This window comes from Peribacillus sp. NPDC056705 (assembly GCF_043656335.1).
The window spans coordinates 12664-28905 of record NZ_JBHTYI010000001.1 but is presented as its reverse complement, the minus strand read 5'-3'; the positions used below and the strand labels follow the sequence as shown (position 1 = coordinate 28905).

Genomic DNA, 16242 nt, shown 5'->3' with positions numbered 1-16242 from the left:
GATTGGAACAGGTGTACGAGACTCCTGCGGGAAAAGCGCGTCTAGGGGAGACACCGCAGGCGCAAGCCGGGGGCAGACCGCCCGCGGAAAGCGAGTGCCTGGAGCGGAAATCAACGGTCAATTGGTAAAAGCCAAAAGAAAACTGGCCCAAAAGTCTGAGCCAGTTTAACTTTATAGCGTTTTTGCAGGTAACTTTTCATAAAGGGCATTATTCACATGCCCGAATTCAGATGCATGCGGACGGTCTTCACCATCGCTATATCCATATTGAAGCATCCGATTTCTATTCAGGCAGAGTTTCGTCAATTTTGGCGCAAAGAAATTGAATGTATCGAAACGATCCTGTAACTTAGGGAATTTTTTCTGATGCGTAAGGATTGTTTGAGCTACGCCTTCCCAAAAAGCATTCTCATCCAAAAGGGACCTCTTCATCAGGAGTGTTGACAAGTATCGGAAATGACAGATGAATAGTCCCGTGAAAATGAATTGAACCAGCCCCTCGGGAGTCTCACTTCTTAGTACTTTCCTTAAATCATCAGGAAGCTTGCTTAATTCAGGAAGCGGCTGATCACTGACGTTCACATCATCCACAAAATCCTTGATGGCCAAACGGTGAGGCTTGTAATCCTTCAAAACTAAAATGGTATTTTGACCATGCGGCGAGAAGACCAATCCATATTGATAAATAAAATGTAGCAATGGTGATAGAATGACGTCGAACAATTGAGCTGTCCAGGCATCTGCAGTCAATCCCGATTTTTCAATGAGGCTTTCTACATATGGTTTCCCTTTGCTGTCCACATGTAAAAGGGACGCAAGCGTAATGGGCTTTTCACCGTCTTCCATATAACTGTATATGCTTTCTCTCCAAATACCACCCAGCATCTCTAAATATTGATAGGGTACATTCTCTAGTTTGGAATAATACGGGTGATCAACATTTAAACTGGCCACTTCACCAGGAAGCACTACTTTGCATTGTTCTTTCAAGAATGAATCATTTTGATAAATGTTCTTTATATACGTTGTGATTTTTGGGGCAATGACCGTGCGTTCAGCTGGCAATCCTCGGTAGACCAGCGTATTTAAAATGCTCATCGGCAGCTTGACGTGGTGTTTATCCTTATTCGATACATTAACGAATGTCCGGATGGATTGTTGCGGCAGATACTTATCAGGGCCATTTCCCAAAGCTACGATCAGCCCTTTGGCCAAGTCATCCGTAAAGTTCTGGATGATTACATTCTTCCACTGCCATTCATGGACTGGGAGATAGTAATAGTTTTCTGCGTTCAGCCCTTTTTCCGTCAATATCTTTGCAAAAGATTTTTGGGTTTCCCCATCCAGTTCATTCTCCATCAATTGCTTATAGGATAACGTTTCGACTGAATTGAACTCCCCCCTCGTTTGATGGACGGCAATCCAAGATAACTGAACTTCCTTCTGGTTTTCTGGAGCGAACTTCAAATAATCATCATAACCGAAACCGATTCTTCCCTTGTTATAAGCAATCCAAGGGTGACCGCTCATTTCTCCTTCAAGTAATGCATAATCCAGTTCGACTAAACCATCTGCATCTTGTTCAGGTTTGGATAGCAATTGAAGATCCGCAAGCAGCGTATGATGGAATTCCTTGATTAAATGTCCTGTAGTTTCTGCAGTCATCCCAATTAATGGCTGAATGTCTAAAATGAATTGAATGGCATCATTGGCCTGTGTAAAGCCTTCCTTTTCACATACCTGGATCGACTCGGCCTGTACTTCATAGCTGTCAAAAAGACGGGGCAATGCCAAAAATTGATAAGATTTCCCCTCATTTATTTTTAACTCATATAGGTTTCCCGTTGCATTTTCGTTCAGAATTGCTGGATGGATCATATCTTCATACATATACTCAGAAATCATCTTGGCCAGCAGGTTTTGGTTTACTATCGACCAATTGTTTTCTGAAACCGCCTGTTCCACCTCTTTTATGAACTGCATATCATTCTCCCCTTCCCTTCTCTTAGTAAGCCATGACAGGTGTTTTTACACGGAATGACTGAAATGCACCCTTTGGCTCGGATGGATAAACTTCTTTACCTGCCAATTGATTGATGATAATCGAATTTCGGAATGCTCCCAAGCCTAGATCCGGAGCACCCACACCATGTGTATGTATCTCGCCATTTTGAATGAAGAGGTGATTCGGTGTAGGGATGTCCGTTCCTACCCGATAGTCTTTCGTTATTGCAAGACGCCCTAAATCATCGCGGACTAAATGGTCCTCCAAGGTTTCAAGGAATGCCGGAAGGGCTGATTTATAGCCCGTTCCAAAAACGATCGCCTCTGTGTCCACATCAAATTCGCTATCTTCTACCCACTGTCGGCATTTCAAACTCCAGCCATTTTCGGCGGGGGTAACGGCTGCAACTTCCGTCATGGCCCGAAGTTCAATGGAAAGTTCGGCATTTCCAATCGATTTTTCATACATTTTGTCAAAAATTGCTGCAATTGTCGTAGCACTGATCCCTTTATACAATAAATCCTGTTTCGGCAGGATTTCATCCTTCTTTTCCTGTGGCAGCCGATAAAAGAAATCCAGGTAATCCGGAGTGAAGTATTCCAAACCGAGTTTTGAATATTCCATAGGGAAAAACCCCTTGGATCTTGTATACCAGTTTAGCTGGTAGCCATTTTCCCCCTGCTCATTAAGCAGATCCAGAAAGACCTCTGCTGCACTCTGTCCAGACCCGACAACCGTTATGGATTTTTTCTTTAAGACATTTGCTTTATTCCGTAAATAATCGGCCGAATGCAGGATGCTCTCTCCCATATATGGATGAAAGGCCGATGGAACAGTCGGGGCGCTGCCAATTCCCATGACTACATGACGGCTATAATAGACTTCGATCTTTTGTGTTTGTGCATCCCTTACACTGATTTGATAGCAGGGTTTACCTTGATCCCCTATATATTCAACTGCCTCCACCGCTTTTCCGAAACGGCAGCTATCAAGTTGATCGGCAGTCCAGCGGCAATATTCGTTATATTCTTTTCGTGGAATCAAGAATTTTTCAAGAAAGTAGAAATGATAAAGCCGATCATGCTGCTGTAAATAATTCAGGTAACTATATGGGCTTGTCACATCTGCCATGCTGACTAGATCGGCAAAGAAAGGTACCTGCAGAGTTGTCCCTTCCAACAGCATTCCTTCATGCCAATTAAATTCCCGCTTTTTCTCAAAAAAGACGGCATTCAGCTCCGGGGTTTTCTCCAAAAGGGCCGCAAGTCCAAGGTTAAAGGGACCTATCCCAATCCCTACCAGGTCATAAATAGATTGTTGCTTCTCCATACTTCCACTTCCTCTCGAAATTCTCCCGTGTACATGACATAAGTAATGCTGTTTTATCAGGGAGCTCAATTTCTTTAATTGGGGTAAACCCGCACTTTTCAAATAAGTAAATCATCTTTGCATTTCGAATATCCGGTTCAGCCATCACTTTTTTTGTTTTCGCAGAAAGCAATTGGTATTTCACCATTGCACGTAAAAATGGCAAAGCCAGTCCTTTTCCTAGATATTCCGGATCACCTATGAGTAAATGTATGCCTTGATCTCCCTCTTCGGATTCATAATAATCTTCGATGATATCGCCTTTTACCCAATACGATTCCCAATAGCTCATGGGAATGGAGTCCAGACAGCCTAAATAGAGTGTTTGATGTGTATCAGCCAATGCCTTTTTTAAATGAACGGCGAATTTTTCTTTTGTGAAATTCAAATTCCAGTAGGGTATCACATGACCTTCATGCATCCATTTATGCAATATATCCAAATCCCTCTCAAATTCAACTTTGACAAATGAAAGCTGTTGATTACGGCCCTTCAGCATTTCTTCATAACTATTTTTCATGGACGGCCATAACCCCCTGCGCGAACGGATTATCAATCGTTGTATAAACGGATTGTGTCTCAAGTGAACCAACAAGCTCATCCATATCATGGAATCGTGTCAGTAAATTAGCCTTACACGATGATTCCCGGGCATGAAGCAACTTTGAAACAACTCGTTTCATCCCTTCATCTTCGCTTTCCCTGCTGCATGTTTCCAGTTGTTCCTGAACGAGCTGTAACAGTTTGTTCTCTGATACTAATCCTTCCGTACCAAAATTATTGATTAAGCCTAATAAGTGATTAAAAAAGAAATAGTATTGCAGTCTTTCTTCAGCGACTTCATCAGAACAAATCGTGAAGCTTTTTTCACTTAGTTCAGGCAAGATCTTCAGCAGCCTGTCCACTTTGGACTCACAATAGTAATACCCTTGATTATCACGAAAATAAAAAGTGGCTGGATAACCATCGTGAAGTTGAATGATGGAGTTTTGTTGATGGGCTTCCAAAACAATCCCATACTCTTCAAAAAGCCAAAGCATCGGTTTTAATGTCATTGACAGATAGGTTTTGAACCAATCCTTACTTACTTCTTCGGTACTGCGGTTTTCTTCAGCTGATAATTTGCGGATGATCGCTCCAAGCCTTGATGGTGCACCATAGGCATTATCCTGGCATAAGCCGGCAATCAGGCTTGCTTGTTTATCGTTTTCATAAAAAGGGTTTTCCCGGATATCGACATCGAATCCCGATTCTTGCTCGGTTGTTTTGATCGTTAGGTAAGCCGGGTCCTTGATGATACGGAAGGAGGGATGCCGTTCTTTTAGATCGTCGCCCACTTTAGAATCTATTAATTTAGCAATTTCCACACCGCGATCTAATTCTTTTTGCAGATTTGCACGTAAGGAATTCGTGATTTTAACCGGAACGGAAAATTTGTACATATATCTTGATGTGGCATTATATACCGTTCTAAAGGAAGAGGTGGCCGTGAATTTTTTCCCAAGCGGTCCAGCATAAACTAGTGTCCCTTGCTCGATCAGCCTCTTGACCTCTTCTTTTTCGATAAGCACTTTTGCCTGGAACGGATGTGCCGGGATGATGATAAATTTGCTTTCCTTTTGGCAATACGTGCCTCTGAATTCACTGGAAATCTCCAAGTCACCGGCTAATTCCTGTTTAATGATCTCACTTGCCGATCGGACTTCACTTGAATCCTGGATGACAATCGAAGGTTCTGCCAGGAAGTAGTGCAGCTGAAACTCCCCTTTTAATTCGGGTGAATAGATCCATTCTTCCTTTTCTGAAATGCCCTGCTTGCTTTTCGGCGTCGGGTGGAACAGGTGCCCGAATAAAAGTGACTGCTCTGCTTCGATGTAGGTGAAATCAGGGCTTTGAAGTGCATCAATGTCTTCCGTCCTTGCTTCAACATACCGTTGAATATTTTGGCTGCTTAGGATGACACGCAGCATCAATTCATCTTCACTATCGGTCCGGCCCTGCTCATTCAATAATTCTTTAGAAACGATCGTGACCATTGTCACGTAATCTAATTCATGTACTTGCTTGGATGCCGTCTGATAGTAAATCGGGAAGTTGAAAATATGACGCCCCGTTTCCGACCAATATTTAAGCGGAACAAGCAAGGCAATATCTTGGGACATGAGCTTACTGACTACTAATGAATCCGGAATGGCCCCTTCCAAATTCGGCCAGTTTTTCGTTTCTTCTAAACTGTAATTTCCGGTTTCCCGGAAATAACAATTCAGAAAGCTTTGCATTGTCGCCCTTTCAGCTATTTGCTTACCATTCATCTTCATTCCTCCATTATCTTGAACATTTCACCTAATACTCGGATTTCGTCTAAAATTCCTTCTATGTGTTCAAGGCTTGTCATTGGATTCAATAGTGTCATTTTTAAATATACCTGTCCGTCAAAACGCGTTTTTGCTAAAAACGCCCGTCCGCTTTTCAGTAATTCTTGCTGAATCTGTTTATTTAATAGATTTACTAACTGATCACTTTCTCCCTCGGGATTATAACGGAATACAACCGCATTCAATTCAGGTTCCTTATTTAATACTGTGAACCCTTCCTGCTTATCGATCTTCGCTGCCACTTCACGTGCAAGATGACAAGTATAGTCGATCATTTCCGCAAAGGTATCCAGTCCAGCGACCTTCAATGACATCCAGAGTTTCAATGCGTCGAACCTTCTCGTCGTTTGAACCGATTTATTGACTAAGTGAACCATGCCCTCGGCTTCATCTTCCTGAGGATTCAGGTAATCGGCGTGATGCTGGATATATTGAAATGAGCTGCTGTCAGAGACAAGAAAAGCACCACAACTGATGGGTTGATAGAATAATTTGTGAAAATCAACCGTAATCGAGTCGGCCCGTTCCATTCCGCTGATTAACTCTTTGTAATCCTTACTTAAAATCATCGCGCCTCCATATGCGGCGTCCACATGCAGCCATATCCCATTCTTCCTTGCCGCTTCGGACAATTCGTGTAATGGATCGATTGAACCGAAATCCGTTGTTCCACAAGTTGCAACGATGGCAAATGGCAGTAAACCCTGTTCCACTAAAATCGACATTTGATGATTTAATTCATCTATGGGCAGACGGTGATTTGAATCCGTTTTAATCGTGACTACAGCCTGTTCACCAAGCCCCAGCTGTGCCGCTGATTTACGGACCGTAAAGTGGGCAGCCTCGGAGCATAAGATCCGCAATTTTTTTGCCTCGACTGGCAAACCTTGCTGCTGAACATCCACACCCCAGAAACGCTTACAATAAGCGTCCCTCGCCAATAGCAGTCCCATATAATTAGATTGGGTTCCACCGCTTGTGAAAATCCCATCTGCTTGTTCAGGCAACCCCACCTGGCTGCACAGCCAATCTATTAAACGCTCTTCAACGAAAGTGGCCGCCGAGCTTTGATCCCATGAATCCATGGATTGATTCAACGTACCTATAATCATTTCGGCAGCCACGGCAGGTATTAATGTCGGGCAATGCAAATGTCCGATACAAGTGGGGCTGTGTACATTGATGCTGTCGTTAATAACAAACTCTGCCAGCTCATCCGCTACCGCTTCCATTGTCTTCCCCTTTAGAGAAGCAAGGGACAGCTCATTTAATCTTGCTTCGATTTCATGCGGTTTTTTCCCGGAGTATGGTAAATCATTCCCTTTTAAAAAGTCCGTCAGCTTTTTTTCAATGACTTTTAATGACTGGCTATAGTTATTGAAACCTTCTTCGTTATTCAAGAACAATCGAGAATAAGCAAAATCCGTTTTATTTATCATTTCGATCATTGATCATTCACCCTCTTGCAACAGCTGCACGAACAGCTTGTTCAAAAATTGCTGTGGCTTCGCGAAGCTGCGATTCCGTTACGATCAACGGAGGCAAGAACCTCACTACACTTCCATGTCTGCCGCCAACTTCCAGTATCAACCCTCTTTGAAAACATTCCTGTTGAATGGCACTGGCAAGTGGCGAATCAGCAGGATGGCTTCCATTCGCATTTTGCGGTACTTCAGGATTGATCATTTCCACACCGACCATTAATCCCCGGCCCCTGACATCACCGATCTGCTTAATATCTTTTTGCAAATCTTTAAGAATATCCTTTAAGATTTCTCCCATTTTAGCGGCATGCTCCACAAGATTCGTCTCTTTCATGTATTTTAAAGTAGCTGTTCCTGCCGCCATTGCCATTTGATTTCCGCGGAACGTACCGATATGTGCACCTGGTGACCATAGGTCAAGCCCTTTGTTATAAATCACCACCGATAATGGAAGACTCCCGCCTATTGCTTTGGATAGTACAAGAACATCCGGAATGATTCCTGCATGTTCAAAGGCAAACATTTTCCCTGTACGGCCGATGCCTGATTGAACTTCGTCGATAATTAGCGGAATGCCCTTCTCTTTTGTTATTCTCCTGATTTCCTTAAGCCATGGAATTGGAGCTGGAATGGAGCCTCCCTCGCCTTGTACTGCCTCTAAAATCATTCCTGCAGGCGGCAATAATCCGGACTCAGGATCGTTCAATAGATTTTCGATATACTGGCTGCTGATTTTATGGCTTTCTTCTCCGCCTATTCCAAAGGGACAGCGATATTGATAAGGATACGGCAGGAATTGTACGTCTGGAATTAACCCTTGTATTTTTTCCTTTGGTTTTGTATTGCCGCTGATTGACATGGTTGCATGCGTTGCCCCGTGGTAAGCACCTTGGAAGGATAAAATGCTTCTATTGCCTGTCGCTGTTTTTACCAGTTTAAGTGCCGCCTCAATGGCGTCTCCTCCAGTAGGACCACAGAATTGAATTTTTGCATTTCTCCTGAATTCCTCAGGCAGGCATTCAAAAATTTCATCGACGAACCGCTCTTTGATCGGCGTCGTAAAGTCCAATGTATGCAAAGGACGCTTGTCCTTAAGAATTTTTTCCATTGCCTCCAGCACTGCCGGATGATTGTGCCCAAGCGCTAATGTTCCAGCCCCCGCAAGAAAATCAATATATCGTTTTCCATCCATGTCTGTTAAGTAAATTCCCTCCGCTTGATCAATCGCCATGGGTAATCTTCTAGGATATGATCGGGCATTTGATTCCCTTGTATTTTGTTGCTCCAATAGTTGATCATTTTTCGTAAGCGTGTTCGTTACCATAGTGAACCTCCATGTATTGAATTAATTGAGAATAATTATCATTATCATGGAATTCATTTTACTGATAATGATAATTATTCTCAATGAGTAAATTCACTCATTTTTCTGCTATTAAATTCCAATAAAATTAAGAAAAGGTTAAAACTGGGGCCTGTTCTCTATTTATCTATTGAATATAAAAAATGTTTTTAAGGTTTTATTAAGAGTCTGTTTATAAGCTGAACGCAGTCAAAGATCATGGAAAAGGTGGAACGACAATGAACGGTTTAAAAGGAAGGCGGGAACACAAACTTGCAATCACCAAAGCGGATAATCTGCAAAACTTCATGAGGCTTGATCCCCATGGGCTAGATGGAAATATTTAATTCATAGTGTTCATTTCGATAACTTTGACAATAAAATCCTGAGGCAAAAAACAGGGGGATTCTATCACAGGGATAAGTTCAGGGCGTTTACGCCGAGGATGCCCACCGCCCGCCCGGCGGAAAGCGAGCATCTGGAGGGGAAATCAACCACACCGCTTTACTTGGTAAATAGCAACAAAGTATGAGAAATAGCCTTTAAAGAAAACGGTAGGCAAACTGCTTTTCTTCGAATTCTCTATAGTCTGAGGTATCCCAAAATATTCGGGATACCTTTTTTATTGAATTGGCGTATGGCCTCTTCCGGGTTATTCCTCCACATTTGATTAATTTTTAGCTGCTAATCAATATAAAATACCCTTATTTGGTATAAAATAGTAAAATAGAGAGGTAAATGACCCTCAATCAAGAGGGTTATTCACTTGTTTATCAATTGAATTTAGGGGGTAAAGATTTCCATTATTACTTTATCCGATCGTACAGTTTCACTTTTGTTAAAAACGGGTCGGTGTCAGGGGGGAAACGGATGAAAAGAAATCATACGATGATGCAATTTTTTGAGTGGCATCTTGAAGCAGATGGTTCTCATTGGGAGAGATTGAAATTTGCAGCCTCCAAGTTGAAAGATATAGGAATTGACTGCGTTTGGCTTCCGCCAGTTACGAAAGGGCAATCCGTTGGGGATAATGGATATGGAATATACGACGGATACGATTTGGGGGAATTTGACCAAAAAGGTACAGTTCGTACCAAATATGGGACCAAAGATGAATTGCTGCAAGCAATAGCCACCTGTCATAACTACGGGCTTTGCGTTTATATCGATTTAGTCATGAACCATAAAGCAGGAGCCGATGGAACCGAAAAATTTGAAGTGATTGAAGTCAATCCAGAAAACCGTATGGAAGATATCTCAGAACCATTTGAAATGGAAGGCTGGACAAAATTCGATTTTCCAGGCCGTAAAAATAAATACTCTGATTTTAAGTGGAACCATACTCATTTTAATGGTACAGACTATGATGCCGAAAACGACAAAATGGGTGTATATCGAATCACAGGCGAAAACAAGCACTGGAATCAGCATGTCATCGATGAATTTGGAAACTATGATTATTTAATGTTTGCCAACATCGATTACAGCCTGCCGGAAGTTCGTCAGGAAATGATTAGCTGGGGAAAATGGATGGTTGATACGTTAAAGTGTGATGGTTTTCGTTTGGACGCCGTTAAACATATCGATTATGAATTCATCAATGAATTTCTCCAAGATCTCATCCCTTATACAAAGGAACATTTCTTCATGGTCGGCGAATTTTGGAAGGCTGATGTTAAAGCTTGTCAAACATACTTAGAGCAAACCAATCATGACCTCAACTTGTTCGATGTTTCCCTGCATTATAAATTTCATGAGGCCTCAAACGCAGGAACTGACTTCGACCTCTCAACCATCTTTGATGATACCCTCGTCCAAACCAATCCGGCACAGGCCGTCACTTTTGTCGACAACCATGACTCCCAGCCTCATGAATCACTGGAATCTTGGGTAAAGGACTGGTTCAAACCATCAGCATATGCACTTACCTTGCTTAGACTTTGCGGTTATCCATGTGTCTTTTACGGGGACTATTATGGAATCGGCGGGCCTTCTCCGGTGCCTGGGAAAAAGGACATTCTAGATCGCCTATTATATGCTAGATATGAAAAAGCTTACGGAGAACAGACGGACTACTTTGATGATCCAAATACGATAGGCTGGGTCCGGCACGGAGTTGAAGAGCTGAATGGCTCGGGGTGCGCCGTCATAATCTCGAATGGAGATCACAACAGTGAAAAAAGGATGTTCGTCGGTGAACATCGTGCTGGTGAAATCTGGAGTGATTTAACTTGTCATAGAGATGACCACATCATCATTGAAGAAGATGGTTTCGCGACCTTCCCCGTTCATGGGAAAAGCGTATCGGTATGGGCCTTGAATAATCCACTTTAAAAAGGAAAGCAAAGAACGGCATGCCATTTCGGATATGCTGTTCTTTGCTGAGGACACCACCGTTGAAGATTTGGAAAATAAGTCTGTATGTCTCACATAGGTAAAGATAATTTTTCCATTTCGTTCAATCATGGTAAGATAAGGGAAAAAGGAGTTGAAGGAAAAGTGAAAAATGAAATCATTGAAAGATTCACCTCTTATGTGAAAGTGGATACCCAATCGAATGAAGAAAATCCATCATGCCCCTCTACACCCGGACAGTTGACCTTGGCAAATGCATTGGTCAAGGAACTTCAATCCATTGGGATGAAGGAAGTGACAATTGATCAGAACGGATATGTCATGGCAACCTTGCCAGCCAATTCAAGTAAGGATGTCCCGACAATCGGTTTCTTGGCCCATGTCGATACAGCAACGGATTTCACTGGAAAAGATGTAAAACCGCAAGTCGTTGACAACTATGATGGCAACAATCTTACTTTACATGAAAAATTGGATGTCGTTCTTTCACCTGATGATTTTCCTTCGCTTAAGAACTATATAGGGCATACCTTGATTACAACGGATGGGACAACCCTGTTGGGAGCCGATAATAAGGCTGGAATTGCCGAAATCATGACTGCCATGGATTATTTGATCCAGCATCCGGAAATCAAGCATGGAAAAATCCGGGTTGCTTTTACTCCCGATGAGGAAATCGGCAGGGGACCCCATAAGTTTGACGTAGATGCTTTTGATGCCCAATTTGCCTACACCGTGGACGGTGGACCACTTGGAGAACTTGAATATGAGAGCTTCAATGCGGCATCTGCCAAAATCCTGATCAAAGGGACGAATATTCACCCTGGTACGGCTAAAGGAAAAATGGTCAACTCCGCCAAAATCGCCATGGAATTCCATAATAAACTCCCATTGGCAGAAGCACCGGAATATACGGAAGGTTATGAAGGATTTTATCATCTGATTTCTTTTAACGGTGATGTGGAAGAGACCAAGCTTTCTTATATCATCAGGGATTTCGACCGCCAAAAATTCATTGAACGCAAGGAATATATAACAAAAGTAATCGAAGATTTAAAAGAAAAATATGGGCAAAACCGTATTCAGCTTGAATTACACGACCAATACTTCAACATGAAGGAGAAAATCGAGCCCGTGAAGGAAATCGTGGATATTGCCCACGAGGCAATGGAGAAACTCGATATAAAACCGAAAATTTCGCCAATACGCGGTGGTACGGACGGTTCTCAATTATCGTATATGGGCCTGCCAACCCCCAACATCTTCACGGGCGGGGAGAACTTCCATGGTAAATATGAATTTATTTCCGTCGATAATATGATCCTGGCCACCAAGGTGATCGTCGGCATTGCATCGCTTTTTGAAGAAAAAGCAAAGTAGCTTGATAGAAATGCCTTTATTGAAAAACCCCCGACCAAAAGTCTGGGGGTTTTTCATCCAATATTAAGCGCGATTCCAGTGACGGTGCTTGGCAATTGCCTCGATAAAGACAGTACCACTATTATTATCCGTAACGGCTACAATGCCTGAAGCTGGATCATTGGAAACGATGCCTGCCTTCGATAAGATCTCGGCACCTTCTTTTCCTGCACCAATCGCTTTGAAATGACTGTAGGCTTCATCGATAAAGTAAATTGGTTCCTTGGATGCCTTTAGAGCATCGACACTCTTCTGGCCTCCTGCCACATATACAGCATCGAAAAGTACCGAATCGGCTGTCAAGAATGTCTGATTCACCTCGGCCTGCTGTCCTTCAGAACTTGTAATCAATCCACGATTATGACTGATGATTTCAGCCGTTATCCCTGCTGATTTAAATGATTCCAAGACTTGATTAACCTCTGACCCGTTGAAACCATCTGCAGCCAAGATTGCCACTTTCCTTGTTGCGGCCGTGTTCACTTTCATTTGCTCCTGGCTTAAAGCCGGAGAAGCCAAATCCATTTTGACCTCACTTTTGTTGGCTGGAGGATTCACGCCCACTCCAATAGCGATCGTTTTAGCCAGCTCGACATCTACATTGCTGAACATCTCGACGATTTGCTGCTGAACGTCCTTACTTTTCACTTTTCCCACTTCAAAGTGGAAAGCCTGAATAATATGCTCCTTCTCCACTTCCGTCATGCTATTCCAAAATAATTTAGCCTGGCTGTAATGATCCTTGAAGCTTTCACTGCGTTGTCGGACCTTCCTGCCATCGACTTTTTCCTGATAATGTGCATAGCCGCCTTCTTTTTCTGAAGCAGGTTCGGGATAGTTGTCTGCAAGGGAATTTTTGTGGTAGCTGACCTGCCCTGGATTAATAGACATTCGGTGCATGCCATCGCGTTGATTATTATGAACGGGGGCAACCGTCCTATTAATCGGAAGCTCATGGAAATTAGGTCCTCCCAATCGGGATAGCTGGGTATCGGTGTATGAGAATAAACGTCCCTGGAGCAGCGGATCATTTGAAAAATCAATACCCGGTACGACATGCCCCGGATGGAATGCTATCTGTTCTGTCTCTGCAAAAAAGTTATCCGTATTTTGATTCAAAACCATTTTTCCGATTATTTTCACCGGGATTTGTTCTTCCGGCCATAGTTTAGTGGGATCAAGGATATCAAAGTCGAATTTGAATTCATCTTCCTCTTTAATCATTTGCACACCAAATTCAAATTCAGGATAATTTCCGGTATCTATCGCTTCCCATAGATCTTGGCGGTGAAAGTCAGGATTCTTCCCTGCAATTTTCTGTGCCTCATCCCAGACAAGGGATTTAACTCCCAGTACAGGCTTCCAATGGAATTTAACGAAATGGGCCACGCCTTGTTCATTTACAAAACGGAATGTGTGGACACCAAACCCTTCCATCATCCGGAAACTTCTTGGTATGGCCCTATCAGAAAGATGCCACATGACCATATGAGCCGTTTCTTCATTGTTGGCGACGAAGTCCCAAAAAGTATCGTGGGCAGACGCAGCCTGAGGTATTTCGTTATGAGGCTCCGGTTTAACCGCATGAATTAAATCAGGGAACTTAATGGCATCCTGGATAAAAAATACCGGAATATTATTTCCGACCAAATCATAGTTCCCTTCCTCCGTATAAAACTTTGTCGAAAATCCCCTTACATCACGGACCGAGTCTGCCGATCCACGGGAACCTGCCACCGTGGAGTAACGAACGAATACCGGTGTCTTGACTGAAGGGTCTTGAAGAAACTTGGCCTTTGTATATTCGGCCATCGGTTCATATACTTGAAAATATCCATGAGCACCAGATCCACGGGCATGGACAATTCGCTCAGGAATACGCTCATGGTCAAAATGAGTCATTTTTTCCCGGAAATGAAAGTCCTCCATCAACGTTGGACCACGTGTGCCCGCCTTTAAAGAATGCTCATCCTCAGAAATGCGCAAACCTTGGTTAGTCGTCATCTTTTTCCCATTATCGTCCACTCGATATTGATCCAGCTGTCTCTGCTTACTTTTCTCATCGATTCTTCCGTTTTCATTTGCTTTTGTCATCCCACTCATTCCCCTCCATGTCTAAGAATTCAGATTAAATCGTGTTGTATGTATTATTTGATTCGAAATAATTGCGTCATCCTTCCTCATATACCACTCTATTTTGACGGATAAACAGAATTCAGAAAAAGAAACTTCACGGTAGGTAAAATTATTTTGGGGTAGGTCGAATTCGTTTTGAAACACTGGGGACGGAAAGAAAAACATATAAAAAAGAAGCGGGAAGACCGATATTTCGGTCTTCCCGCTTCCTTCCATTCAACACCTTACCTTTTAAAAGCCTCTGAAACCTTCAAAAGTTTCCCTTTTACTTTCGTATTTTTCATCACTTTCAAGACAAGCGGTCCCTTTTCATTCAATATTTCCACATAAGACACATTGTCCTGGATCGTAATGATCCCGATATCCTCTGCATTCACTCCATCAATCTTTGCGATGGTTCCGACAAAATCTACTGCCCTGAGTTTCTTTTTCTTGCCGCCATTAAAATACAGTTTCATGATTTGTTTATTCAACTGTTCACTTTTATCTTTTTTGATTTTTGGACGAGCTTCCAGTTTCGCTTCGAATTCCACTTTTTTATTGGAGACTTCCTCTTTTGAAGGAACAGTCATCTTAGGGATTTCAAAACCGATATATTCTTGAATCTCAGCAAGGAATTTATCTTCGTACGGCGTCACAAAAGTAATTGCTTTTCCTTTTTTACCGGCACGGCCCGTTCTTCCAGTTCGATGTACGTAACTTTCTTTTTCCATTGGCAGGTCATAGTTAATCACATGGGTTATATTGTCGATGTCAATTCCACGGGCAGCAACATCTGTCGCAACCAAATAGCGGAATTCACCTCTTCTGAATTCATTCATCACTGCAAGGCGATCTTCCTGAAGCATACCGCCGTGAATCATATCACACGGATATTCCAGTTCCAGCAGCTGTTCACATACTTGGTCTACCCTATCCTTCGTCCGACAGAAAATGATGCAGCTATCAGGGTTTTCCGTGATGGTGACGTCTCTAAGCAGGGAAAACTTATCGTCTTCCTTCACTTCAATAAGAGCATGTTCAATTTTCTCCGTCGTTACACCCTTTGCTTTGATTTCAATATCCAAGGGATCTTTCATATATTGCTTGCATAGCTTTTTTATACTCTCAGGTAACGTAGCAGAGAACAGCATGGTTACTCTATCTTTCGGAAGCTCTTTAATAATGGCTTCCACTTGTTCGATGAAGCCCATATTCAGCATTTCATCAGCTTCATCAATGACCAAATGAGTTAAGCGTTCCAAGGCAAATGTCCCTTTCTCGATATGATCCAGGACACGCCCCGGGGTTCCGACGACTACATGGCTCTTTTGTTTCAATTCCGCTTTTTGCAGTGCGAAAGGATGCTTTCCATAAACCGCAGTTGCCTTTATCCTTTTAAATCTGCCTATATTCGTAATATCCTCTTTTACTTGTACAGCCAACTCACGTGTCGGTGTTAAAATAAGCGCCTGAGGCTTATTCTCCTCCCAATCGACCATTTCGCAGATCGGTATGCCGAATGAAGCGGTCTTGCCACTTCCCGTTTGGGATTTAACGACAAGATCCTTCTTTTCCAGCGCCACTGGTATCACCTCACGCTGTACTTCTGTTGGACGTTGATATCCCAAGCTTTCTAATGCCCTTACAATTTCATCGCTTAATGTATAATCAGTAAAACTCAATTCATTCATATGACAGCCTCTTTTGTTGTTTAGTATGTTGCTTTATTGTTTCCATAATCGTAATTTCCTTATACAAGGTTCTATTATACGCGAT

General features: G+C 42.6%; 10 protein-coding genes. 2 read left to right on the top strand and 8 right to left on the bottom strand.

What is annotated here, in order from left to right; translation table 11 throughout:
- Positions 1-171: 171 nt before the first annotated feature.
- Genes ACFRAK_RS00125 through ACFRAK_RS00100 form a run of 6 tightly spaced genes read right to left on the bottom strand, consistent with a single transcriptional unit; the run spans position 172 to position 8556 of the window.
- On the bottom strand, positions 172-1983 hold the full coding sequence (locus ACFRAK_RS00125) for an IucA/IucC family protein (RefSeq protein WP_387604941.1): 1812 nt from the start codon (positions 1981-1983) through the stop codon (positions 172-174).
- Positions 1984-2005: 22 nt separating this feature from the next.
- Entirely contained in the window at positions 2006-3334 is a 1329-nt protein-coding gene (locus ACFRAK_RS00120) for a lysine N(6)-hydroxylase/L-ornithine N(5)-oxygenase family protein (RefSeq protein ID WP_387604940.1), read from the bottom strand.
- Positions 3309-3893, bottom strand: coding sequence for a GNAT family N-acetyltransferase (locus tag ACFRAK_RS00115; protein WP_387705413.1), 585 nt, complete (start codon positions 3891-3893; stop codon positions 3309-3311). The genes ACFRAK_RS00120 and ACFRAK_RS00115 overlap by 26 nt, the downstream gene beginning before the upstream one ends.
- Positions 3883-5685 carry an IucA/IucC family protein gene (locus ACFRAK_RS00110; protein ID WP_394571131.1) on the bottom strand — a complete coding sequence of 601 codons (1803 nt, stop codon included), beginning with the start codon at positions 5683-5685 and terminating at the stop codon, positions 3883-3885. The genes ACFRAK_RS00115 and ACFRAK_RS00110 overlap by 11 nt, the downstream gene beginning before the upstream one ends.
- A gap of 2 nt (positions 5686-5687) precedes the next feature.
- Positions 5688-7196, bottom strand: a complete 1509-nt coding sequence (locus ACFRAK_RS00105) for a pyridoxal phosphate-dependent decarboxylase family protein (protein WP_387604937.1) — start codon at positions 7194-7196, stop codon at positions 5688-5690.
- Positions 7197-7203: 7 nt separating this feature from the next.
- The gene (locus tag ACFRAK_RS00100; protein ID WP_394571130.1) at positions 7204-8556 is read right to left on the bottom strand and encodes an aspartate aminotransferase family protein; all 1353 of its coding nucleotides are present in this window, start codon (positions 8554-8556) and stop codon (positions 7204-7206) included.
- An 888-nt stretch (positions 8557-9444) separates the two neighbouring features.
- Between ACFRAK_RS00100 and ACFRAK_RS00095 the strand changes: the two genes are divergently transcribed.
- Complete coding sequence (locus tag ACFRAK_RS00095) at positions 9445-10908, top strand: alpha-amylase (protein WP_387604935.1); 1464 nt, start codon at positions 9445-9447, stop codon at positions 10906-10908.
- Positions 10909-11073: 165 nt separating this feature from the next.
- A complete protein-coding gene (pepT, locus tag ACFRAK_RS00090) occupies positions 11074-12309 on the top strand; it encodes a peptidase T (protein WP_387604934.1) in 1236 nt (411 codons plus the stop codon).
- Between the two features lie 63 nt (positions 12310-12372).
- On the opposite strand, the gene ACFRAK_RS00085 is transcribed toward pepT, so the two are convergent.
- A complete protein-coding gene (locus ACFRAK_RS00085; protein WP_387604933.1) occupies positions 12373-14442 on the bottom strand; it encodes a catalase in 2070 nt (689 codons plus the stop codon).
- Positions 14443-14708: 266 nt separating this feature from the next.
- Positions 14709-16157, bottom strand: a complete 1449-nt coding sequence (locus ACFRAK_RS00080) for a DEAD/DEAH box helicase (RefSeq protein WP_387604932.1) — start codon at positions 16155-16157, stop codon at positions 14709-14711.
- Positions 16158-16242: the final 85 nt, after the last annotated feature.

Bases quoted from the DNA above. Each gene is read 5' to 3' on its own strand.
- ACFRAK_RS00105 (WP_387604937.1), bottom strand. From the start codon at position 7,196: ATGATCGAAATGATAAATAAAACGGATTTTGCTTATTCTCGATTGTTC.
- ACFRAK_RS00110 (WP_394571131.1), bottom strand. From the start codon at position 5,685: ATGAATGGTAAGCAAATAGCTGAAAGGGCGACAATGCAAAGCTTTCTG.
- ACFRAK_RS00125 (WP_387604941.1), bottom strand. From the start codon at position 1,983: ATGCAGTTCATAAAAGAGGTGGAACAGGCGGTTTCAGAAAACAATTGG.
- ACFRAK_RS00115 (WP_387705413.1), bottom strand. From the start codon at position 3,893: ATGAAAAATAGTTATGAAGAAATGCTGAAGGGCCGTAATCAACAGCTT.
- ACFRAK_RS00085 (WP_387604933.1), bottom strand. From the start codon at position 14,442: ATGACAAAAGCAAATGAAAACGGAAGAATCGATGAGAAAAGTAAGCAG.
- ACFRAK_RS00080 (WP_387604932.1), bottom strand. From the start codon at position 16,157: ATGAATGAATTGAGTTTTACTGATTATACATTAAGCGATGAAATTGTA.
- ACFRAK_RS00095 (WP_387604935.1), top strand. From the start codon at position 9,445: ATGAAAAGAAATCATACGATGATGCAATTTTTTGAGTGGCATCTTGAA.
- ACFRAK_RS00100 (WP_394571130.1), bottom strand. From the start codon at position 8,556: ATGGTAACGAACACGCTTACGAAAAATGATCAACTATTGGAGCAACAA.
- ACFRAK_RS00120 (WP_387604940.1), bottom strand. From the start codon at position 3,334: ATGGAGAAGCAACAATCTATTTATGACCTGGTAGGGATTGGGATAGGT.